The sequence below is a fragment of the Streptomyces sp. NPDC093071 genome, from assembly GCF_044754545.1.
Classification (GTDB): domain Bacteria; phylum Actinomycetota; class Actinomycetes; order Streptomycetales; family Streptomycetaceae; genus Streptomyces.
On sequence record NZ_JBIVPH010000003.1, the window covers coordinates 917,928 to 939,885 of the forward strand.

22 protein-coding genes are annotated in these 21,958 nt (G+C 71.6%); 17 read left to right on the forward strand and 5 right to left on the reverse strand.

Annotation, left to right across the window (positions count from 1 at the left end; all coding sequences use genetic code 11):
• Positions 1–53: 53 nt before the first annotated feature.
• From ACIQD7_RS15460 to ACIQD7_RS15475, 4 genes are all read left to right on the forward strand, one after another.
• Positions 54–458, forward strand: a complete 405-nt coding sequence (locus ACIQD7_RS15460) for a globin (RefSeq protein WP_383402335.1) — start codon at positions 54–56, stop codon at positions 456–458.
• Between the two features lie 234 nt (positions 459–692).
• Positions 693–4,049, forward strand: a complete 3,357-nt coding sequence (locus ACIQD7_RS15465) for an FtsX-like permease family protein (RefSeq protein WP_402441978.1) — start codon at positions 693–695, stop codon at positions 4,047–4,049.
• Positions 4,049–7,180: an FtsX-like permease family protein gene (locus ACIQD7_RS15470; protein WP_402441979.1), complete on the forward strand. Its 3,132-nt coding sequence runs from the start codon at positions 4,049–4,051 to the stop codon at positions 7,178–7,180. Before ACIQD7_RS15465 ends, ACIQD7_RS15470 begins: the two co-directional genes overlap by 1 nt.
• Entirely contained in the window at positions 7,177–8,157 is a 981-nt protein-coding gene (locus ACIQD7_RS15475) for an ABC transporter ATP-binding protein (RefSeq protein WP_402441981.1), read from the forward strand. Before ACIQD7_RS15470 ends, ACIQD7_RS15475 begins: the two co-directional genes overlap by 4 nt.
• A gap of 21 nt (positions 8,158–8,178) precedes the next feature.
• On the opposite strand, the gene ACIQD7_RS15480 is transcribed toward ACIQD7_RS15475, so the two are convergent.
• From ACIQD7_RS15480 to ettA, 3 genes are read right to left on the reverse strand one after another with little or no spacing between them, the layout of a single operon-like run.
• On the reverse strand, positions 8,179–8,850 hold the full coding sequence (locus tag ACIQD7_RS15480) for a hypothetical protein (RefSeq protein WP_161372640.1): 672 nt from the start codon (positions 8,848–8,850) through the stop codon (positions 8,179–8,181).
• The gene (locus tag ACIQD7_RS15485; protein WP_121828200.1) at positions 8,847–9,272 is read right to left on the reverse strand and encodes a thioesterase family protein; all 426 of its coding nucleotides are present in this window, start codon (positions 9,270–9,272) and stop codon (positions 8,847–8,849) included. Before ACIQD7_RS15485 ends, ACIQD7_RS15480 begins: the two co-directional genes overlap by 4 nt.
• 7 nt (positions 9,273–9,279) lie before the next feature.
• Positions 9,280–10,944 carry an energy-dependent translational throttle protein EttA gene (ettA, locus tag ACIQD7_RS15490; RefSeq protein ID WP_121828199.1) on the reverse strand — a complete coding sequence of 555 codons (1,665 nt, stop codon included), beginning with the start codon at positions 10,942–10,944 and terminating at the stop codon, positions 9,280–9,282.
• A 320-nt stretch (positions 10,945–11,264) separates the two neighbouring features.
• Between ettA and ACIQD7_RS15495 the strand changes: the two genes are divergently transcribed.
• The 3 genes from ACIQD7_RS15495 to ACIQD7_RS15505 all read left to right on the forward strand — a co-directional run bounded on the left by ACIQD7_RS15495 (position 11,265) and on the right by ACIQD7_RS15505 (position 14,923).
• Positions 11,265–12,170 carry a restriction endonuclease gene (locus ACIQD7_RS15495; protein ID WP_402441984.1) on the forward strand — a complete coding sequence of 302 codons (906 nt, stop codon included), beginning with the start codon at positions 11,265–11,267 and terminating at the stop codon, positions 12,168–12,170.
• 200 nt (positions 12,171–12,370) lie between these two features.
• Positions 12,371–13,801 (forward strand): DUF262 domain-containing protein, encoded by a 1,431-nt coding sequence (locus tag ACIQD7_RS15500; RefSeq protein ID WP_402441985.1) that lies wholly within the window; start codon positions 12,371–12,373, stop codon positions 13,799–13,801.
• A 561-nt stretch (positions 13,802–14,362) separates the two neighbouring features.
• On the forward strand, positions 14,363–14,923 hold the full coding sequence (locus ACIQD7_RS15505) for an HD domain-containing protein (RefSeq protein ID WP_402441987.1): 561 nt from the start codon (positions 14,363–14,365) through the stop codon (positions 14,921–14,923).
• Here the strand turns inward: ACIQD7_RS15505 and ACIQD7_RS15510 are convergent.
• On the reverse strand, positions 14,911–15,381 hold the full coding sequence (locus tag ACIQD7_RS15510; protein WP_402441988.1) for an NUDIX hydrolase: 471 nt from the start codon (positions 15,379–15,381) through the stop codon (positions 14,911–14,913). The two genes, ACIQD7_RS15505 and ACIQD7_RS15510, sit on opposite strands and share 13 nt — an antisense overlap.
• A gap of 34 nt (positions 15,382–15,415) precedes the next feature.
• Complete coding sequence (locus ACIQD7_RS15515; protein WP_402441990.1) at positions 15,416–16,147, reverse strand: XRE family transcriptional regulator; 732 nt, start codon at positions 16,145–16,147, stop codon at positions 15,416–15,418.
• 163 nt (positions 16,148–16,310) lie between these two features.
• On the opposite strand from ACIQD7_RS15515, the gene ACIQD7_RS15520 reads away from it, so the two are divergent.
• The 10 genes from ACIQD7_RS15520 (at position 16,311) to repSA (ending at position 21,958) form a co-directional block, all read left to right on the forward strand.
• A complete protein-coding gene (locus ACIQD7_RS15520; protein ID WP_402441992.1) occupies positions 16,311–16,655 on the forward strand; it encodes a hypothetical protein in 345 nt (114 codons plus the stop codon).
• Between the two features lie 2 nt (positions 16,656–16,657).
• Positions 16,658–18,013, forward strand: coding sequence for an FtsK/SpoIIIE domain-containing protein (locus ACIQD7_RS15525; RefSeq protein ID WP_402441993.1), 1,356 nt, complete (start codon positions 16,658–16,660; stop codon positions 18,011–18,013).
• A gap of 83 nt (positions 18,014–18,096) precedes the next feature.
• Entirely contained in the window at positions 18,097–18,273 is a 177-nt protein-coding gene (locus tag ACIQD7_RS15530; RefSeq protein WP_402441995.1) for a hypothetical protein, read from the forward strand.
• A 29-nt stretch (positions 18,274–18,302) separates the two neighbouring features.
• Positions 18,303–19,022: a DUF2637 domain-containing protein gene (locus tag ACIQD7_RS15535; protein ID WP_402441996.1), complete on the forward strand. Its 720-nt coding sequence runs from the start codon at positions 18,303–18,305 to the stop codon at positions 19,020–19,022.
• A gap of 12 nt (positions 19,023–19,034) precedes the next feature.
• Positions 19,035–19,226, forward strand: coding sequence for a mobile element transfer protein (locus ACIQD7_RS15540; protein WP_225799694.1), 192 nt, complete (start codon positions 19,035–19,037; stop codon positions 19,224–19,226).
• 19 nt (positions 19,227–19,245) lie between these two features.
• Complete coding sequence (locus tag ACIQD7_RS15545; protein WP_093876298.1) at positions 19,246–19,404, forward strand: hypothetical protein; 159 nt, start codon at positions 19,246–19,248, stop codon at positions 19,402–19,404.
• Positions 19,405–19,415: 11 nt separating this feature from the next.
• Entirely contained in the window at positions 19,416–19,748 is a 333-nt protein-coding gene (locus ACIQD7_RS15550; protein ID WP_402441997.1) for a SpdD-like protein, read from the forward strand.
• Positions 19,749–19,753: 5 nt separating this feature from the next.
• Positions 19,754–20,299: a GGDEF domain-containing protein gene (locus ACIQD7_RS15555; protein WP_402442361.1), complete on the forward strand. Its 546-nt coding sequence runs from the start codon at positions 19,754–19,756 to the stop codon at positions 20,297–20,299.
• 91 nt (positions 20,300–20,390) lie between these two features.
• On the forward strand, positions 20,391–20,567 hold the full coding sequence (locus tag ACIQD7_RS15560; protein WP_356552948.1) for a hypothetical protein: 177 nt from the start codon (positions 20,391–20,393) through the stop codon (positions 20,565–20,567).
• Positions 20,568–20,572: 5 nt separating this feature from the next.
• The gene (repSA, locus tag ACIQD7_RS15565) at positions 20,573–21,958 is read left to right on the forward strand and encodes a replication initiator protein RepSA (RefSeq protein WP_402441998.1); all 1,386 of its coding nucleotides are present in this window, start codon (positions 20,573–20,575) and stop codon (positions 21,956–21,958) included.

Here is a 21,958-nt window from a genome sequence, read left to right on the forward strand (position 1 = left end):
GCCGGGGTCCTAGACCTCCGGTCCTCGGCCGGGGCATCTGAGACGATGGAGCGGTGAGCGAGATTCCCGGGGACACCACACAGGAGCAGACCTTCTACGAGCAGGTCGGCGGCGAGGAGACGTTCCGCCGTCTCGTCCACCGCTTCTACGAGGGCGTCGCGGAGGATCCGCTGCTGCGCCCGATGTACCCCGAGGAGGACCTCGGCCCCGCCGAGGAGCGCTTCGCCCTCTTCCTGATCCAGTACTGGGGCGGGCCCCGCACCTACAGCGACCGCCGGGGCCACCCCCGCCTCCGGATGCGCCACGCCCCCTTCGCCGTGGACCGGGCCGCCCACGACGCCTGGCTCCGCCACATGCGGACCGCCCTGGACGAGCTCGGCCTCGCGCCCGCGTACGAGGCGGAGCTCTGGCGGTACTTCACCTACGCCGCCGCCTCGATGGTGAACACGGCCGGCTGACCCCGCCCCCGCGTCACGTCCGTTCGGGCGGCTTCCGGCGTGCTTCCGGGCAGCCCCTCCGCACGGAAGGGCACATTCCGGAGCCGGAACACCGGATAACGGTCACGATCGCATCAAGGTGGGCCCGCAAGCGGTTTCCAGCCGTGCGTGCACTCTGAAAGCATCCGGAGGGGTTCGGGGGCGTTCGGAAGGCGTTCGACGCGCGGACCGTGATCAGGGTGGCCAGGGGGACGGGTGACGGGGTTCGTATTTCTGCGCGTCAGGGCGCACCGACTGCTGCTCGCCGCCGCGCTGCTCTCCGTCCTCCTGACCACCTCGGTGCTCGCCGCCCTCGCCGCCTTCTCCGGCGCGATCGGGGACGCCGCGCTCCAGGCGGGCCTGCGCGGCCGGTCCGCGTCCGCCGCCTCGCTGCTCGTGAACGGCCAGGTGCCCCCCGAGAAGCGGGCCGGTGCCGACGCCGCCGTCCGCGACGTGATGCGAACCTCCTTCGACGGACTGCCGGTGACCGTGCGGCGGCTCGAAAGCTCGGGGGCGTACGCCCTGCCCCGGAGCCTCCGGCCCGACGCCGCCCGCGAGGACGACCCCGACCTCACCCACTTCGCCGCGCTCGACCGCTCGCGGCTCTCCCTCGTGCGCGGCTCCTGGCCCTCGGCCGCCCGGACCGGCGGCACGGTCGAGACGGCGCTGCCCGAGGAGGCCGCCCGGCGCCTGAAGGCCGGCCCCGGCACCGTGCTCGACCTCACCGACCGGCTCACCGAGAAGCGGGTGAAGGCCCGGATCACCGGCGTCTACCGGCCCGTGGACACCACTGACCCGTACTGGCGGCTGGATCCGCTCGGCGGCCGGGGCGTACGGACGGTCGCGTTCACGACGTACGGGCCGCTGCTCGCCGACCCGGCCGTCCTCGCCTCAGGGGCGCTGAGCCACGGCGACACCGCCTGGCTCGGCACCGCCGACTTCTCCGGCCTCACCACGGACCGGATGGACGCCCTGCGCGCCGCCGCGACCGGGGGTCCCGAGTCGCTGGCCGGGAACCGGGCCGCGTTCGGCGCGACGGTCTCGGCGACCACCGCGCTCCCGGCCGTCCTCGACCAGACCGGGCGGGCCCTGCTGGTCTCCCGCTCCACCCTCCTGATCGTCGCCGTGCAGCTGGTGCTGCTCGCCGCGTACGCGCTGCTGCTCGTCGCCCGGCTGCTCAGCACCGAGCGGTCCGGCGAGACGGCCCTGCTGCGGGCGCGCGGCGGCTCGCGGCGCCGGATCGCCGGGCTCGCCGCCGCCGAGGCGCTGCTGCTCGCCCTGCCCGCGGCGCTCGCGGCGCCCCTCCTGTCCGGGCCGCTGACCGGGCTCTTCGCCGAGCGGTCCGCGCTCTCCTCGCTCGGGGTGCGGCTCGACACCTCGGCCTCGCTCCAGGTGTGGCTGGTCGCCGCCGTGGTGGCGCTGTGCTGCGCGGCGGCCGTCGTGGCGCCCGCGCTCGCCGCCGGGGACGGCGCGGCCGTCTCGCCGCGCAAGGCCCGCTCGTCCTCGCTGCCCGGCCCGGTGCGGGCCGGGGCGGACCTCGGGCTGCTCGCCGTCGCCGCCGTCGCGTACTGGCAGCTCCAGCGGCCCGCCGCCGGCGGCGCCCTCGGCGCGGACGGGGACGGCGGGGGCTCGATCGACCCGGTGCTCGTCGCCGCGCCCGCCCTGGCCCTGCTCGCCGGGACCGTCCTGACGCTGCGGCTGCTGCCGCCCGCCGCCAAGCTGGCCGAGCGGCGCGCGGCCGGCGGGCGCGGGCTCTCCGCCGCCCTCGCGGGCTGGCAGTTCAGCCGCCGGCCGCTGCGGGGCGCGGGCCCGGTCCTGCTGCTCGTCCTCGCCGTGGCGATGGGCATGTTGGCCATCGGGCAGAGCGGCTCATGGGAGCGTTCGCAGCGCGACCAGGCCGACTTCAGGACCGGGACGGACGTCCGCGTCCTGAGCCCCGGGCCCGGCGAGCCCACGCAGACCGAGCGGCTGGGCGCCGTGCCGGGCGTCGGGGCCGTGGCGCCCGTGCACCGCACCACCCTGGACGTGTCCGGCCGGAACGCCACGGTCCTCGCCGTGGACACCCGCAACGCCGCGGGCGGCCTGCTGCTGCGCCCCGACCTCGCCGGGACCACGGCCCGGTCCCTGCTCGCCCCGCTGGCCCCGGCGGCCGGCCCCCGCCCCGGGCTCGCGCTGCCCGCCGGGACCCGGACGCTCGCCGTGGAGCTGCGGGCCGCCGCGCCGGAGGACAGCGGGGCCTCCCGGGTCACGGCCGTCCTGGAGGACCCGAGCGGCGTCCCGTACCGGCAGACCCTGGGCACGCTGCCCTCCGACGGCCGCGCCCACCGGCTGGTCCTCGACCTCGGCGCGCTCACCGCCGCGCCCGGCGGCGACGGCGGCCGCGGCTCCGGCGGCCTGCTCACCCTGACCGGCCTGGAGGTCGACGGACAGATCGCGGAGAAGTCACACCACATCCGCACCGTCCGCGTCGAACGCCTCACCGCCACCGGAACGGACGGCGGCACGCGGACGCACTCCCCCGCGAAGGTTCTCGCCGGCTGGTCGTTCGGCATCGAGCAGACCGAGAGCGAAGGGGGGAAGAGGAGCGGCACGGCGGGCGGCGCGGCGGGCCCGGCCGGAACGGACGGCTCCGCCCCGTACACCGTCTCGTTCGGGGTCGACGGGGCCCACCCCGACAGCCGGAACGCGGCGCCGGAGGAGTACGCCCTGCGGATGGCGGCCCCCGCGCCGAAGCCGCCCGAGCGGCTGCCCGCCGTGGCCACCGGGGCCTTCATGGCGGCGGCCGGCGCGGAGCCCGGCGACACCGTCGAGGTCGTCCTCGACGGCCTGCGGGTCCCCGTCGTCGTCGACCGGGTCGTCGCGGAGCTGCCGACCACCGGGCCGGTCGCGCCGACGGCCACCGGCCCGTCCGTCACCGCCCCGGCGGACGGCGGCGCGGTCCTCCTCGACCTGGTGACCGTCAACCGGTACCTGGCCGGGTCCGGCGACGGGACCCTGTCCGTGCCGGCCACCGAGTGGTGGCTGACCACCGACCGCGGGAAGACCGCCGAGGTCGCCGCCGCGCTGCGGGCCCGCCCCGACGCGGACCCGGCGCAGGTCCTCGTCCGCGACGAGATCGCCGCCGATCTCCTCGGCGATCCGCTCGGCGCGGGGCCCAACGCGGCCCTGATGGCGGTGGCCGCGGCCGCCGCCGCGCTCGCCGCCGTCGGCTTCGCGGTCGGCTCGGCCGGCGCGATGCGGGAACGGTCCGCCGAGTTCGGGGTGCTGCGGGCCCTCGGCACGCCGCAGCGGCGGCTCGCCCGGCTGATCGCGGCCGAGCAGGGGCTGCTCATCGGCATCGGCCTGCTGGTCGGCATCGGCCTCGGCACCGTCCTGGCCCGTGCCGTCGTCCCGCTCGTCGTCCTCACCGGCCGGGCCACCCGCCCCGTCCCCCCGGTCCTGGTCGAACTCCCCCTCGGCCAGGTCGCCCTGCTGATCGCCGGGGTCGCCGCCCTCCCCCTGGCCATCGTCGCCACGATCGCCCTCCGCCGCACGGACCCGGTCGTCACCCTGCGCCACCAGGCGGCGAGCTGATGACGCCGCACGACCCGCACGAGGCGGCACCCGGCCTCCCGGACCACGACGGAACCCCCGGCCCGCACGAGACGCCACCCGGCCTCCCTCACCCAGGCGGAACCCCCGACCCGGACCGGACGCCCGTCGCCCCGGACGAGGGCGCCCCCGACACGCCCGTCGCCCCGGACGGGGACGCCCCCGACACGCCCGACGCACGCAGGAAGGCCCCCGACATGCCCCGGTCCCGGTCCTCGCGGCCCGACCAGCCTTCCGGGTCCGGCCGGTCCTCCGCCGGGCACGGCGAGCAGGCCCGGGCCGGCCGTACGGACCCGGTCCCGGTCCCGGTCCCGTCCGGCAGGACCCCCCGTACGGTCGCGCCCTGGGTGCGGACCCGGCTGCGGACCGCGCCCGGGGCCGCCGCGTCGCTCGCGCTCCTCGTGCTGGTCACCGCCTACCTCGCGGCGGCGCTGCCGCGCGCCGTCGACCGGTACGAGACGGAGGGCCTCCGGCACGACATCGCGTCCGCCGCACCCCGCGACAGCGTCCTCGAAGTGACCGCGCCACTGGCCATCGGCACCCCGGCCCAGTACGAGGAGGTCCTGGCCCCCGCGGCCCTCCGGAAGCGGAGCGAGGCGCTGCGGGCCCTGCTGCCCGCCCCGATCCGGACCGACCCGGCGCAGAGCGTCCACGGCGTCCGCACGGTCAGCCGGGTCGAGGGGCTCGACCCCTGGCTGCCCCGGCCCGACGGGCTCTCCCCCGAGTTCGTGCTGTCCTCCCCGTCCGACCTGACCCGTCACGCGACGCTCCGGCAGGGCCGGCTCGCCGGGGGCGGCTCCCTCCGCCCGGAGGCGGTGGTGACCACGAAGACCGCCGCGTCCCTGCGCCTGAAGCCCGGTGCGGTCGTGCACGTGCCGAGCCGGAGCGGCGGCGAGCGGGTGGCGGTCACCGTCACCGGCATCGTCGAGCCGCGCGGCCCCGAGACCGCCTACTGGGCGGTGGAGCCGCTGCTGGGGACCCCCGCGCTCGCCCCGGTGGTCGAGGACGAGGTGAAGTACTACTGGCAGGCGGCCCTGCTCCTCTCCCCCGCCTCGGCGGCCTCGGCGGTCGGCACCGCCGGCGAGCAGGAGGCCTTCTTCCGGTTCGTGCCGACGTCCGGGCACCTCACCGGACGGGACACCGACCGGCTCTCCGCCGCCCTCGCCTCCGCGGGCGGCGGCCCCGACCTGGTCGAGCTGCGCAGGGCCATGGGCGGCACCGGCGCCCTCACCACCGGTCTCGACGAGATCGTCGACGCGTACCGCTCGACGCGCGACGCGATCGGCCCGGTCGTGGCCGTCGCCGTCTTCGGGATCGGCGCGATCACCGCCGTCGTCCTCGCCATGACCGGCGGCCTCTTCGCCGCCCGCCGCGACGCCGAGCTGGCGCTGCTGCGCTCCCGGGGCGCCTCCCTCCCCGGCATCGGCCTGCGGCTGCTCGGCGAGACCTCGGCGGTCGCCGTGCCCGCCGCCGCGCTCGCCCTGGGCCTCGCGGTCGTGACGGTCCGCCCGCCCGGCGACGGACCCGGCGGACCCGGTCCGCTCGGCGGAATCCCCCTCGTCCCCTCCCTCCTCGCCGCCTCCGCCGTCGCCCTGGTCGCGATGCTCGTCCTGCCGCTGCGGGCGGTCGTGCTCCACCGGCGCCCCCGGCTGCACGGCGGCCGCGACGACCTGCTGACCGCGCGCCCCTCCCGGCGCCGCACGGTCCTCGAACTCACCCTGCTCGTCCTCGCCGTGGGCGCGGTCGCCTCGCTGCGGCTGCGCGGCGCGGGCGACTCCGGCGACCACCTGGTGAGCGCCGCCCCCGTCCTGGTCGGCCTGATCGCCGCCACCGTGCTCGTACGGGTCTATCCGCTGCCGCTGCGATGGCTGGGCCGCCCGGCCCTCCGGCTGCGCGGGGTCGTCGGCCCGCTGGCCCTGGCCCGCGCCGGGCGCGCCTCCTCGACGGGCACGCTCCCGCTGCTCGCGCTCGTCCTCGCCCTGACCACGGCGGCCTTCGGCGGTTCCGTCCTCGCGGGCGTCGCCGACGCCCGCGACCGGGCCGCGCTCCTGGCGACCGGCGCGGACGCCCGGATCGACGGCTCGGTCGAGTGGACCCCGCTGCCGGCGGGCCTCGACCGGGCCGTGCGGGGTACGGCGGGGGTGCGGGACCTGGCGCCGGTGCAGATCGAGTACGGAGTGGAGCTGCCGTCCCACGAGGGCACCTCCGCCCGGGCGATGAGCGCGCCGCTGGTGGGCGTCGACCCCGCCTCGTACGCCCGCCTGGCGAAGCGGACCGGCTTCGGCGCGTTCCCGGCGGAGCTGCTCGCCCCGACGGGCAAGGGCGGGGAGGGCGCCGTGGCCGACACCGGGCGGGTGCTGCCCGCGATCGCCTCGCCGTCGGTGGCCGAGCGGCTCGGCCGCGAGCCGCTGGAGGTCGTGGCGGCGGCCGGGACGTTCCGGGTGGAGGTGGTCGGCGTCCGGTCGGCCACCCCGGCGCTGCCCGGCGAGGACTTCCTCCTCGTCAACGGCGCCGACCTCACCCGCCGGGCGGCCACCGCCCTGCTCGTCACGGGCCCGGTGGACGGGGCGGCGCTGCGGAAGACCGTGAAGGAGAGGTCGAACGCCTTCACGGTGACCCTGCGGTCCGAGGAGCGGGCCACCTACGTGGACTCGCCGCTCCAGTCGGGAGCCGAGCGGATCTACCTGGGCGCGATCGGCGCGGGCGCCGGTTACGCCGTGGTGGCCGTGCTGCTCTCCCTCGCGCAGAGCGCGCCGGAGCGGAACGCGCTGCTCGCCCGGCTGCGGACGATGGGCCTGACCAGGAGGCAGGGGCGGCGGCTGCTCGGTCTCGAAGCGCTGCCGCAGGCGGTCCTCGCGGCGCTCGGCGGCGCGCTCGCGGGCTGGGCGACGGTGCCGCTGCTGGCGCCGGGCGTCGACCTGTTCCGGCTGGCGCTCGCGACGGCACCGGGGCTCGCCCGGCTCGACGGCGCCCCGCTGCGGGCGGACCCGTGGTCGCTGCTGGTCCCCGCGCTCGCCGTCGTGCTCCTGACGGCGCTCGCAGCGGCCGGGCAGGCCTGGTGGGCGGGGCGCAGGGGCTCGATCAAGGAACTCAGGGCAGGAGACGCACGATGACGGAGACCGGGATCCGGGACGGGGCCGGGGCGGGGTCCACGAGCCTCGAAGAGCTGGAGCGGCGGGCGACGGCGCGGCGCGACCGGCCCTCGTACGGTCATGACGCGCTCATCGCCTGCGACCGGCTGGTCCGCATCTTCACCACGGACGGGGTGGAGGTCCAGGCGCTCCAGGGCCTCGACCTCCTCGTGGCGGAGGGCGAGCTGATGGCCCTGGTCGGCGCGTCGGGCTCCGGCAAGTCGACGCTGATGAACATCCTGGCGGGCCTGGACGTGCCGACCGCGGGCGCGGCCCGGGTCGGGGGGTGCGACCTGCTCGCGATGGACGGCAAGGCGCGGCTGCGCTACCGGCGCGAGGTCGTCGGCTTCGTCTGGCAGCAGACCGCCCGCAACCTGCTCCCCTATCTGACGGCCGCCCAGAACGTGGCGCTGCCCATGCAGTTGCGGGGCCGGTCGAAGGCGCGGCAGAAGACGGAGCGGGCGGAGGAGCTGCTCGCGATGCTGGGCATCGCGGAGATCCGCGACCGGCGGCCGCACCAGCTCTCCGGCGGCCAGCAGCAGCGGGTGGCCATCGCGGTGGCCCTGGCCAACGATCCGGCGGTGCTCCTGGCCGACGAGCCGACGGGCGAGCTGGACTCGGCCACCGGCGAGCAGGTCTTCGCGGCCTTCCGCCGTGCCAACGAGGAGCTGGGCACGACGATCGTGATCGTCACCCACGACCAGGCGGTCGCCTCCGAGGTGCGCCGCACGGTCGCCATCCGCGACGGCCGGACCTCCTCGGAGGTGCTGCGCCGCACGGAGGTCGACGACCAGGGCCAGGAGTCGCTGGTGGCGCGGGAGTACGCGATGCTCGACCGCGCGGGCCGGCTCCAGCTCCCGGCGGAGTACACCAAGGCGCTCGGCATGGAGCACCGGGTGGCGCTGGAGCTGGAGCAGGACCACATCGGGGTCTGGCCGGACGAAGCGGACCCCCGGTAGGCCCTGCGGGGCCCGGGGCGGTCAGCGCCCCGGGGCCACCGGCAGCGCCATCGGTACGGTACGGAGGGCGACGGAGCCGTACGGCGTGCGCAGCCGCAGCCACGGGCCCGAGGCGAACAGCGCGACCGGGCCCTCCTCCGTCCCGGCGGGCGGCAGGAAGCCGAGGGACTGGGCGGCGTGGACGGCCCGCAGGGGCAGTCCGGTGGTGCCGAGGGTCCTGGACCAGATCTCGCGGCCGATCCGCTCGCGCTCGGTCCGGGTGCGCCGCTCCTCGGGCAGTTCCTCGTCCCGCGTGCGGAACTCGGCGACGGCCGCCGCGACCGCGCCCCGCATCTCGGCGGCGCCGGGCAGGCCCGCGACCGGCCGCCAGCCGGAGCGCGGGGGCAGCACGCCCGCCCAGGGCGGCCCGGTCACGGCGCCGGGGACGGCCGCCTTGCCCGCCGTCTCCTCGATGCCGTCGAGGAGTTCGCCGGCGGAGACGGTGACGTCGAGGTCCACGGCGTCGACGAGCCGGGCCGTGCGGATCGCGAGCACCTCGAACGACGGCGGCCGTCCGAAGACGGCCAGCGCCCCGCCGCCCGCCTGGAGGCGGACGGCGGCGGCCCGGTCGTAGTGCACGAGCCGGGCGAGGAAGGCGGCGAGGGCCGCCGCCTCCCGGGCGTCGGCGAAGTGCAGCGGCGCGAGGACGGTCATGCGGCGGCGGTCATCCCGTCGTCCACGTACTCCTCCAGGAAGGCACGCTCCTCGGCACTGATCCGCCGGGGCCGCTGCGCCTCCAGGTCGAAGGGCACGACGACCGTGGACGCTCGTACGTAGACGGTGTCGGCGTCCTTGATCTCGTACGCGATCGTCAGCGACGCCGCGCCTATCTTCGTGACCCACGACTCGACGGTCACCGGCTCGTGCCGGTGGACCAGCGGCCGCACGTAGTCGATCTCGTGCCGGGCCACGACGGACCCGCCGGAGAACGAGGGGGAGCCGTTCCCCGGCGCCAGGCGGAACATGAAGTCGATCCGCGCCTCTTCCAGGTACCGCAGGAAGACGACGTTGTTGACGTGCCCGAAGGCGTCCATGTCCGACCAGCGCAGGGGGCAGCTGTAGATGTGCCTCGCCATGGGTCCGTCAGCCCCGGGTCAGCTTCTTGTGGGTGGCGCGGTGCGGACGGGTCGCGTCCGGGCCGAGCCGCTCGACCTTGTTCTTCTCGTACGACTCGAAGTTGCCCTCGAACCAGAACCACTTGGAGTCGCCCTCGTACGCCAGGATGTGCGTGGCGACCCGGTCGAGGAACCAGCGGTCGTGGGAGACGACCACGGCGCAGCCGGGGAAGTCGAGGAGCGCGTTCTCCAGGGAGGACAGGGTCTCGACGTCGAGGTCGTTGGTGGGCTCGTCGAGGAGCAGCAGGTTGCCGCCCTGCTTGAGGGTGAGCGCGAGGTTGAGGCGGTTGCGCTCGCCGCCGGAGAGCACGCCGGCCGGCTTCTGCTGGTCCGGGCCCTTGAAGCCGAACGCGGAGACGTAGGCGCGGGACGGCATCTCGACCTGGCCGACGTTGATGTAGTCCAGCTCGTCGGAGACGACGGCCCACAGCGTCTTCTTCGGGTCGATGTTGGAGCGGCCCTGGTCGACGTAGGAGATCTTGACCGTCTCGCCGATCTTGATGTCTCCGGAGTCGGGCTTCTCGAAGCCCTGGATCATCTTGAAGAGCGTGGTCTTGCCGGCGCCGTTCGGGCCGATGATGCCGACGATGCCGTTGCGCGGCAGGGTGAAGCTGAGGTCGTCGATGAGGACCTTGTCGCCGAAGGCCTTGGAGAGGTTGTTGACCTCGACGACGACGGAGCCCAGGCGCGGGCCCGGCGGGATCTGGATCTCCTCGAAGTCCAGCTTCCGCATCTTGTCGGCCTCGGCGGCCATCTCCTCGTAGCGGGCGAGGCGGGCCTTGGACTTGGCCTGGCGGCCCTTGGCGTTGGAGCGGACCCACTCCAGCTCTTCCTTGAGGCGCTTCTGGCGCTTCTCGTCCTTGCGGCCCTCGACCTTGAGGCGCTCGGCCTTCTTCTCCAGGTAGGTGGAGTAGTTGCCCTCGTAGGGGTGGGCGCGGCCGCGGTCGAGCTCCAGGATCCACTCGGCGACGTTGTCGAGGAAGTACCGGTCGTGGGTGATGGCCACGACGGTGCCCTTGTACTGGGCCAGGTGCTGCTCCAGCCAGTTCACGGACTCGGCGTCGAGGTGGTTGGTGGGCTCGTCGAGCAGCAGGAGGTCGGGGGCCTCCAGGAGGAGCTTGCAGAGCGCGACGCGGCGCTTCTCGCCACCGGAGAGGTTGTTGACCGGCCAGTCGCCGGGCGGGCAGCCCAGGGCGTCCATGGCCTGCTCCAGCTGGGCGTCGAGGTCCCACGCGTTGGCGTGGTCCAGGTCGTCCTGGAGCTTGCCCATCTCCTCCATGAGCTCGTCGGTGTAGTTCGTCGCCATCTCCTCGGCGATCGCGTTGAACCGGTTGAGCTTGCCCTTGACCTCGGCGACGCCGTCCTCGACGTTCTCCAGAACGGTCTTGGACTCGTCGAGCTTCGGCTCCTGCATGAGGATGCCGACGGAGTATCCGGGCGACAGGAAGGCATCGCCGTTGGAGGGCTGCTCCAGGCCGGCCATGATCTTCAGCACGGTGGACTTACCGGCGCCGTTCGGGCCGACCACACCGATCTTCGCACCGGGCAGGAAGCTCAGCGTCACGTCATCGAGGATGACCTTGTCGCCGTGCGCCTTGCGCGTCTTGCGCATGGTGTAGATGTACTCAGCCAAGAGAAACCGTCCGGCAAAGAGTGAGTGGGCAGATACACCCCATCTTGCCTGACCGCCACCCCCCGGAGCGAACCAGTAGGTGAGGGGCCCGCTGACCTGCGCGTTCCCGGATCACCCTCGTAGCTGACCTGTCACTGTTGGTCGCCGTCGGTCACTCCTGAGCCCCCTCGCACGGCCCACAGACGGCCCAGCCTCCAGACCCCGAGGGCCTTGCTACTGGACCACGCCCCCGTACCTCCGAAGAAAACCCACTTGGATCATGGGACTCACATGGGCTAGATTTTTACCCCTCATATCTATCCTAAAAAGCGGAGTGAAGCATGACGGACTGGAGCATCGAGGTCGGCAAGCGACTCAAGAGGGTCGAGATCCACGAGGTCTACGGCGGGCGTCGTCAGGGCGGCATCGGCCCTTCGCGAGTCACCGACAACGTGCTGGTCTTCACTGACCCCGCCAAGGGGCACAAGCACGGCTACTTCGACGGTTGGGGCGAAGACGGCTGCTACCACTACGCCGGCGAGGGGCAGGTGGGCGACCAGAAGATGACCCAGGGCAACCTGGCGATCCTCAAGCACAAGGAGGAAGGACGCGCGCTGCGCCTCTTCCGCGGCGTCTCCTCTGGCGTCTGCGAGTACCTGGGGGAGTTCGTCCTGCCGGACGAGAACCCCTGGTATCTGACGGACGCGCCCGAGACCGGTGACGGCCCAATCCGGAGCGTGATCATGTTCCGGCTCAAGCCGGTCGACGCCGCCCCCGCGGTGGGTGTTCAGCTCCCCCACACCCCGCCCAAGGCGCTTGTGGTGGACGACGTGGATGTCGAGCAGCACCACACCGAACGCACCCTCGTCGACCCGGCACGGGAACCGTACGAAGCCGAACGCCGAGAGGCCGCGCTCGTCCGTGACTACGTCGAGCACCTCCGCCTGCTGGGCCACGAGGTCACCCGGAAGCGCATCACGCCGGCCGGCGAGCTGAAGCCCCTCTACACGGACGTCTTCGACCGCACCACGAACACCCTGACCGAAGCAAAGGGGTCCGTCACCCGCGAGGCGATCCGAATGGCGCTGGGCCAACTCCTCGACTACCGCCGCCACATCGACCCCCGCCCGTCCCTGGCGATCCTCGTCCCCTCCCGCCCGCGGCAGGACCTCATCAACCTGTGCGCAGACGTGAAGGTGACCGTAGTCTGGCCCGACGCCAACGGCTACGCGTCTGGTGCCAACTGACGTCCCGGCACCCTCCACCGAACCGAGCCAGCACATCCGCCCCCGCCTCGACTGAGCGCACTCCGCTGATGACGTCGACACCTTTCCGCCTTGAAGCACACGTGGAGTGCGCATCTCGCTACTCTGGGCCGAGACAGTCCGACGGCCGGGGAGTGCCTGTGGTAACACCCAATCAGTACGAATGCGACAGCTGTGGCTACATGTACAAACCGCAGGCTCACGGCGGAATAGAGCTGGACGACCAGCCCAGCGAATTCAACTGCCCTAACTGTCAAGCAGGGAAAGACCATTTCCATCTCTTCATCCCGCCCACTGACGATGTGACGGCACCAGAAGAGAAGGAAGAGGGGGATGCCATCGACCCCATGGGCTCCCGCCTTCTTTACACAAAGTTCGGCAGCCCGGACGTAGCAACCCTCCATCGCCAGTACCAGCGAAGCAAGCTCGACCCCCAGCCGTTCTTTCAGCGCTACGAAGTCTGGACCGCCCAGAAGAATAGCAAGCTGATCGAATCAATCCTGCTCGACCTCCCGATTCCACAGATCTATCTCGCCCAGCAGGAAAACGAGAGTGTCGATGTAATTGACGGCCAGCAGCGACTCATGGCCATCTTCAAGTATCTTCGCGGCGACTACCGGCTCAAGGGTGTAACGAAATACCTGGAAGGTAAGGCCTTCTCGGACCTGCCCGAGGGCCTCCAGGACCGAATTGAGAGCTACGAGCTCCATACGGTCACGATCCTGAAAGAGTCAGACCCCGAGGTCAAGTTCATGCTGTTCCAGCGCCTGAACGAAGGGTCCACGAGCCTCAATGATCAGGAACTGCGAAACTCTGTGCATCGCGGCACGTATAACGAGTTTCTGAAGAAACTCGCTGGCGAGCAGGACTGGCGAAAGATCCTGAACCTCAAAGGCACTAAGCCTCACGCCAGGATGGTCGACGTAGAGCTCGTCCTTCGCTTCATGGCCTTCCGCGATCAGAAGTACCTGAATCACCCCGACAAGAAGACGTCCAAATTCCTCGACAAGCAGATGACTTTGGGCGCTACGCTCGACGAGAAAGAGCGATTGAAGGCTCAAGCCGACTTCAAGCAGGCAATTGAACTGTCTCGGCTTGTCTTCGGCGGACAGGCATCCCGACGCTTCATTGCGGGCTCCGATGAAAACCCTCAGGGTAAGTGGGATAGTCGTATCAATCGCGCCCTGATGGACGTTCAACTGCAGGGTTTCCTGCGCTACCCCAAAGGTCAGTACGTCGCCAACGCTGACGCACTTCGCGAGGGCGCGATTGAGCTTATGTCCACTCCAGAATTCGCCGATCTCACCACCCATACCATCTCCGAGGCGAAGCGAATCGAGCGAAGGTTCGACCTGTGGAAAGAGTACATTGACCGCACCCTCGCCGACTCAGGCCAAGGCAGTCGCCTTTTCAGTCGCCAGCTGAAAGAGGAGCTTTGGAATGAAAGTCAGGAGTGCGTGATCTGCAAACAGAAGATTCGCGACATTGACGATGCCCATGTCGATCATGTCGTTCCGTACAGTGACGGCGGTAGGACAGACAAGTCCAATGCCGCGCTGACTCACAGGTTCTGCAACCTCTCCAAGGGGCGGCGCGGCGCTGCGTCGTCGTAGGTCGATCGAGCTGGTTTAGGGGAGGCCCCAGTTTGGCTTCGGCCGAGCATGAGGCCTCCGCCGCTGCACGCGCTCCCATCCCGTCTGCCGTCGACCCACACACCGTGGAGCAGGCGCGGGTCCTGGCGTCCAGGTGGAGCGCGCCACTGTACGAACGACCTGGACGCCAGGACCCGCGCCTGCTCGGCTCTGCCTGGGTCGATGGCAGACGGGATGGGAGCCCCCACCTCCACCACGACGCTGCCGGCGGACGCCCACGGGGCCCTCTCCATCCCGGAGCCTGAGCGCCCCCGCCGGAGGCATTGCCCTGGCCGGCACCTCGCGCACTCGGCCCGGCCACGCCATGGTTCTTCCCGACTATCAACCCAAGCTGTCAGGCGTGCGGACGGCGGCCGGGCTGGAGCGGGGCGTAGACAGGAGCGCAGGCCCGGGCGACGGGCCGCGCGCACCGCGCCGTGCGCGGTGGGTGCCTTGATGAAGTAGAGAAACTCTCACCGCACTCGTCCTGTGGCCAGTGGTTGGCCTGTTGAGGCTTACGTTCGTTGAGCTACGGTGCCGTTCATGCCTTCTGCACTGGATACGCCTCATGGAGCGGCTGAGCTGGCTGAGTCCTTGTTGCCGCCGCTCGGGAATCGCTGGCTGCACACCCAAGCGGTTGCTGCTCGGGCCGTGGAGGCGTCGAAGGCCCTCCCCGAGGATGAGCGCGATCTGCTCATCGCCGCGGCCTGGCTCCACGACATCGGGTACGCGCCCGAGCTGCGCGATACGGGTTTCCACCCACTGGACGGTGCCCGACACCTTGCCTCGCTCGGTGCTCCCGACCGCCTCGTGCGGCTCGTGGCCCATCACTCAGGCGCCGTATACGAAGCCGAGCAGCGCGGGCTATCGGCAGAACTGGCTGTGTACGAGCGGGAAGACTCCCCGGTTCTCGACGCGTTGATCTTCGCCGACATGACCACGGGTCCGGCTGGCCAAAGCTTCGACTTCGACCGGCGCATTGACGAGATCCTCGTTCGCTACGCACCTGGCTCCGAGGTCCACACTGCGATCAGTAACGCTCGGCCCTACCTGGGCGCCGCCGTCGGACGGACCCTCGCTCGATTGGGCGGTCAGCCGATGTAAGGCTCAGTCTCATCGGACAGAGCGCGGTCGATCCGCAGCCTCATCGACGGGTGGATGTTCAGTTCGTCAAGCCGTTCCGGGCTGACGAAAGCGACTTCCTTGCTCTCACTGCTGGTACGCAAATCGCCACCGATGATCTTCGCGGTGAAGCAGATCGAGAACTGCTGACGCACCTCGCCATCGTCGTACGCGATGACGTGTGCCGGGTTGGTGTAGATCCCTACCAACCCAGTCACCTCGACGTCGAGCCCCGTCTCTTCCTTCGTCTCTCGTACGGCTGCTGCGGCAACCGACTCGCCCACGTCCACGCCCCCGCCGGGCAGAGCCCACAGGTCGTTGTCCGTCTTGTGGATCAGCAGTACCGCTCCTGCCTCGTTGCGAGCGGCAACCGTGACAGACGGGACGATGCTGTTCGCCTTCGGGGCATTCGGGTCGTTGAAGTGATCGATGCGGGCCATGCCTCCAGCGTCGCATGACCATGGCCGATCCCTGCTACGACGGGGTGCCAAGCTCCCACGCGTAGTCAAAACTCTTCATGTAGTGACGGAACGTCCGGGCTCCGGGGATGTAGCGGAAGTGCAACACCGGGTTCTGTCCGGCCGGCGCGCCGAGGACGTGGGGGTTGACCAGGACGTCGTCATCGAATCGGTAGATCGAGTTGTAGAGGATCGTGTCGTGCAGACGGACCTCGACGCCCGGCGTCTTCGTTGCCGGTTCGAGGTATCGGCGGGTGATGCGAGCGCGAGCTGCAAGGTCACTCCCAATGCCCTCTTCTTCGCCTCGCTGGCGGACCATCTCAGAGTCCGGGTCGCCGAGAAGGATCCGAACCTGTGCTCCTGCCTTGGCCTTGTCCGATAGCTGGTCCGGCAGGTCGGGGTGGCTGTCGAAGAGGAACAGACCTGCATACACCAGGATTTCGACGTGGCTGGTGGCCCGCTCGATGAGTGACGACCAAAGTGCAGCCGGCACCGCACCCCGATGGGGGTAGTAGGTGACCAGTTCTGAGGTACTTGCTGTCTCTGCCTGCTTGGAGACTGAAGGCCAGAGGTAGACCTCATCGACCCCCAGGAAGCTCGACGCCTTCCAGCGGTGCCCTCGGTGCGGAGTTCGATCCGTCGTGATCCAACGCTCGACGCTCTTCGGGTCTACCCCTACGTGCTGGGCTAGCGAATGGATCGTCTCCCCCTTCGCTGAAATCGTCGCCCGCAGACGCTCGTTCGCCATCACGGCACCACCCAACTGAGGGACGCTAGGGACGTTTTGACGATAGCTCAGACGTCCCCAAACGTCCATACGGGTCGTGATGCGTCCATGGCCTGTCGCGGTTTTCTTATCTCGCCGCCGAACGGGCGGGATCAAACAGGCTCCAGACTCAGGAGATAAGACGATGCGTCAGATCCCCGTCGACACGACCACGGCCACGGTAATGGTGGCCCAGCCTCCGGCCCCGAAGATCGCGAACCGGCAGACCGGGGAGGTCGCCACCGACCGCGAGACCGGCGCGACGCTGATGACGATCGACGTCATGTTCGTCATGGACGGCAACGCCGAGATCCTGAACCTGACCGTCCCCCAGACCGGCATCTCCGGCGAGCTGACCATGGGCACCCCCGTCGCCCTGACCGGCGTCGTCGCCCGGCCCTGGGAGAACGAGTTCAACGGCCAGAAGCGCCACGGCATCAGCTTCCGCGCCGTCGCCGTCACCTCCCTCACCACCGCCCAGGCGGCCTGACCATGACCGCCTTAACGGTCGCCCTCGTCCTGGTCGCCACAGTCGCGCTGCTGCTGCGGTGGCAGCGTCCGGCCTGGTACTGGCTGACCTTCGGCATCGGCCTCGCGATCGTGCGGGTCCTGGTCCGGTACTCCTCCGTCATGGACGCATGCGGACTGACCGTCCCGCCCTCGCGCTGGCGCCTCGCCCTGGCCCGGCTCACCGGCCGCCCGGTCCCGGACTCCCGGGCCCCTCGGATCCTCCGACTGCGGCCGACACGGACGGGCCTGGTCCTACGGGTGAAGCTCCGCCCGGGACAGGACGCCTTCGACTTCTCGGCCGCCTCGGACCGGCTGCGGCACTCGTTCGTCATGCGGAACGTCACCACCCGGGAGATCCGCTCGGGCGTGGTCGAACTGCGGATGACCGGCTACGACGTCCTCAAGCGAGTGCAGATGCCGGCCCTGCCTGGTGGTGGGGTGATGCGGGTGCCGGTCGCCCTGCGGGAGGACGGAGAGGTCTACTACCGCGACTACCGCCAGATCCCGCACGCCCTGAACGTCGGCGCCACACAGTCCGGCAAGTCCGTCTATCAGCGCAACCTCGTCGCCGGCCTCGCCGCGCTCGATGTGGCCCTGGTCGGCATCGACTGCAAGCAGGGAGTTGAACTCGCCCCGCTTGCCCGTAGGTTCACGGCCCTGGCCGATAACCCCGACACCGCCGCCGAACTCCTCGACGCCCTCGTCGGGCACATGGAGGACGTCTACCAGCTCATCCGGCGCGAGCAGCGGCTGAGCGCGGACATCCCGGACGCGGAGATCACCGCCGACATCTGGGACCTCCCCGACCACCTGCGACCGACCCCAATCGTCCTGCTCGTCGATGAGGTCGCCGAACTCGCCCTCTACGCCACGAAGGACGAGGAGAAACGGCGGGACCGGATCGTCACCTCCCTCGTCCGGCTCTCCCAGCTCGGCCGCGCCGCCGGCATCTACCTGGAGATCTGCGGCCAGCGCTTCGGCTCCGAACTCGGCAAGGGCATCACCATGCTCCGCGCCCAGCTCACCGGCCGCACCGCCCACCGCGTCAACGACGAGACCTCCGCCAACATGGCCTTCGGGGACATCTCCCCGGATGCCGTGCTCGCCACCATCCAGATCCCCACCGACCGGCCCGGCACCGCCGTCGTCGGCGACTCCTCCGGCGGCTGGGTCCGCATCCGCACCCCGCACCTCACCCTGCGGCGGGCCGTGAACGCCTGCAACGCCCAGGCTCACCGCACCCCGGAGATCCCCGCACTGGACGCCTTCCGGCCCGTCCTGCCACCCCTGGCGAAGACCCAGGCACCGGCCACCGCTACGGCTCCTGCGATCGCCTGACCCACCCCGCCCCACGGCCGGCGTGGCCGCCTCACGCCAGGTCCCTACCCCGCCCATGCCTGAAACCGAAAGGAGGCGCCCCGATGGCCGCTCGTAAGACCACTGCCCGGAAGACCGCGCCGAAGAAGTGCCCCGACTGCACCGGCGCCGGTGAGACCACCGAGACCGTACGCGTCGGCTCCCGCAAGCTCCGCGACACCGACCACCAGCAGGCCGCCCTGTGCCTGACCTGCTTCGGCACCGGCGAAACCACCACCTGACCCCGTCGATCCAGGAAGGAGGTACCACGATGCGCCCCACCCTCCGGCCGGACGCCGTCCTCGTACAGGCCGTGATCGCCGGTGCCCTGTCCTTCGCCCACCTGCACGACCTCGCCGAAGCGGCCGGCCAAACCGGCTGGAAGGCGTGGGCCTACCCCGTCTCCGTCGATCTCCTCCTCGTCGCCGCCTGGCACCGGCTCCGGAGCCTCCGGGCCGCCGGCACCTCGGCCCGCTCGGCCTGGACCTGGTTCACCGTTGCCCTGGCCGCGTCCCTCGGCGCGAACATCGCCACCGCCGGACTCCTCGACCTCACCGACGTACCGGACTGGCTGCGCATCCTCGTCGCCGGATGGCCCGCCCTGGCCTTCCTCGGCGGCACCCTCCTCGTCCACTCCCCCGGGCACCCGGCGGTCCCCCAGCCTGCCGAACCCGCCCGGGACACCGAGGAGCCCGCAGCCGTGGAAGCGGTCATCGAGCGGGACGACATGCCCGAGCCGGAGCCGGAAATTGCCCCCGCATCAGCCCTGCCCTCCCCGGAACCGGAGCCCGTCCCGGAGGCCGCACCAGGTCCCGTGCCGGAGCCGGAGCCCGCTCCTGTGACTGTACCGCCGGCGCTCGTCGCTCACGCCCGGAAGGTCGCCGACGACTACCGCGCCCGCACCGGCTACCCCATCGACGCCGACACCCTGCGCTCCCGCCTCGGCGTCCCGCCGCTGATGGCCCACGCCATCGCCGCCCAACTCGCCTGAAAGGAGACCACGATGCCCGCCCGTGACCGCTTCCACTCCGTGATGCGGATCGGCCCCGTGCAGATCGGCACCCACCGCGACCGCCACGGCCGCACCAAGTACGCCGCCGTCTGCACCGCCGACCGCTGCGGCTGGTCCGCCGACTACTCCAGCTCCTCCGCCGCCCAGCTCGCCGCCCGCACCCACCGCTGCACCGCCCGCTGACCCGAAGGAGACCCCCGTCATGGACGTCCCGCTCTGGCTCGCCCTGATCGTCGTCGGCGGCCTCGGCATCAAGCTCATCCGCCCGCCCTGGTGGCTCGTCGCCGTGATCCTCCTCGGCGGCTACCTCCTCGCCGACAGCGTTCTCGCCCCGCTCATCGACACCACGATCAACAAGTAGGGAGAACCGTCATGCTCCGCCCCCGCATCCCGGTCAACCCGCTCCCGACCGGCATCGTCACCCCGCTCGTCCAGCCGACCACCCCGACCGACATCGAGCCGGCGGCCTGCCACCACGACCACACCCCGGCGCCCGTCACGGCCGCGCCCCGCGTCCAGGTCCCGGCCGTCCGCCTCACCCCGGCCGGTCTCGTCACCCTCGTCGCCGGTGGTGCCGGACTCGTCCTGATCGTCGGCACGGTCCTCGTCTCGATGCTGCTCGCCGTCGCCCTCACCGGCGTCTCGATCGCGGTCGTGGCGGTCGTCCTGCGGCTGCTGGTCCGCGACATGCAGAAGGGCCGGTGACCTTCGTGGACACGTACACGCTCGCCGCCGCCGGGTTACCGGCCCTGGGCTGGGTCCTGCACGGCGGACTGCTCTCGCGCCGCCTGGCCACCGCCCGCCGCGACCCCCTAACCGGACTGCACACCCGGACCGGATGGACCACCCGCGCCGAACACCTGCTGAGCAAGCACCCAGGTGCGCTCGTGCTCCTGGTCGACCTGGACGACTTCAAGGTCATCAACGACACCCACGGCCACGCCGCCGGAGACGCGGTCCTCACCGCCACCGCCCAGCGGCTGACCGCCTGGTGCGGACGGCACGGGATCGCCGCCCGGCTCGGCGGGGATGAGTTCGCCGCCATCGTCACCGACCTCGGCGCCGTCAACCTCTTCGACCTCTGGACCGCCCTGGACCAGCCGGTCACCCACAACGGCCACGTTCTGCCGGTCTCCGCCTCGGTCGGCTGCTGCCTCCGCGACCAGCTGCCGGTCCCGACCCTGACCGACGCTCTCTCGGCCGCCGACGCGGCGATGTACGCGGCCAAGGGCCACGGCAGGCGCAACACACGCTAAGCGGCCCCCGGGACGGCTTCCGTCGCCAAACTTCCGCCGCCCCGGGCGCCTGAACCCCCTCCAGATCCACCGGACCCGAAAGGGAAAGCTCATGATGCCCCAGACCACCCCGCGCGTCTGCCGCGACTGCGACGGCTTCGCCACCGCCACCATCACCACCGGCCTCCCCGCCGTCGACGGCACCCGGGACACCGTCCGCGTCAACTGCCCCACCTGCCGGGGCCTCGGCCACACCATCCCCGCCGCCCTCACCCGCGCCGGGAAGTGAGCACCTTGACCGACACCGCCACCGCGGCGGACCTGGACCCGGCCACCCTGAGCGACCTGCTTCGGGTGGCCGGGTCCCCCGGCTTCGACCGCTGGAAAGAACAGATCCACCGCACCGGCGGCTGCTCCCAACCCATCCACCTCCAGGGCTGGACGCTGACGCAGGACAAGACCACCGGCGAGACCCTGCACCGCTACTCCACCGACACCGAACCCGGCGGACGGCTCCGGGTCGCCTGCGGCAACCGGCGGGCCTCCCGCTGCCCCGCCTGCGCCTGGACCTACGCCGGAGACACCTACCACCTCATCCGCGCCGGCCTCGCCGGAGACGACCGCCGCGACATCCCCGCCGCCGTCCGCGACCACCCCCGCGTGTTCCTCACCCTCACCGCCCCGTCCTTCGGGCCCGTCCACAACCGGCCCGGCACCCGGCCCTGCCGCTGCGGCACCCACCACGCCGAGGACGCCGCCGAACTGGGCACCCCGCTCGACCCCGACTCATACGACTACGCCGCCGCCGTCCTCTTCAACAACCACGCCGGACAGCTCTGGGACCGCTTCGCCAAGCGGCTGCGCCGGGAGATCGCCGCAGCTGCCGGCCTCTCCCAGCGGGCCCTGAAGGAAGTCGCCCGGATCTCCTACGGGAAGGTGGCCGAGTTCCAAAAGCGGGGCGCCGTCCACTTCCACGCCGTGGTCCGCCTCGACGGCCCGGACGGACCGGACACCCCGCCCCCGTCCTGGGCCACCACCGAACTCCTCACCGCCTCGATTCAGTCCGCCGCCGCGCACTCGTACACGACCATCACCGTCCCCGCCGCCGGCGACCAGCCATTACGCCGCCTCCGGTGGGGCACCCAGCTCGACATCCGCCCCGTCAAAGCCTTCGGCGACGGCTCCGACATCACCGAACAGGCCGTCGCCTCCTACATCGCCAAGTACGCCACCAAAGCCGCCGAGACCACCGGCAGCCTCGACCGCCGCATCGGCAACCGCGAGGCCCTGGTCCTCCTCGGCATCCCCGACCACACCCGCCGCCTCGTCGAAGCCTGCTTCGACCTCGACCCGCTGTACCCGGATCGTCGGCTCCTGGCCTGGGCCCACATGCTCGGCTTCCGGGGGCACTTCTCCACCAAGTCCCGGCAGTACTCCACCACCCTGAGCGAGCTCCGCCAGACCCGCGCCGACTACCGCGCCGCCCAGGAACGCACCGCCCGCGGCCTCGATGACATCGAGCCGGACACCGTCCTCGTCCTCACCTCCTGGTCCTACGCCGGACAGGGCCACTCCCCCGGCGAGGCCGCCCTCGCCGCCTCGATCGCCCGAGACATCCAGCTCAACCGCGAAACCGCCCGTGAAGCCCTACGCGCACTGCCTCAAGAGAAGGAGTGGTGA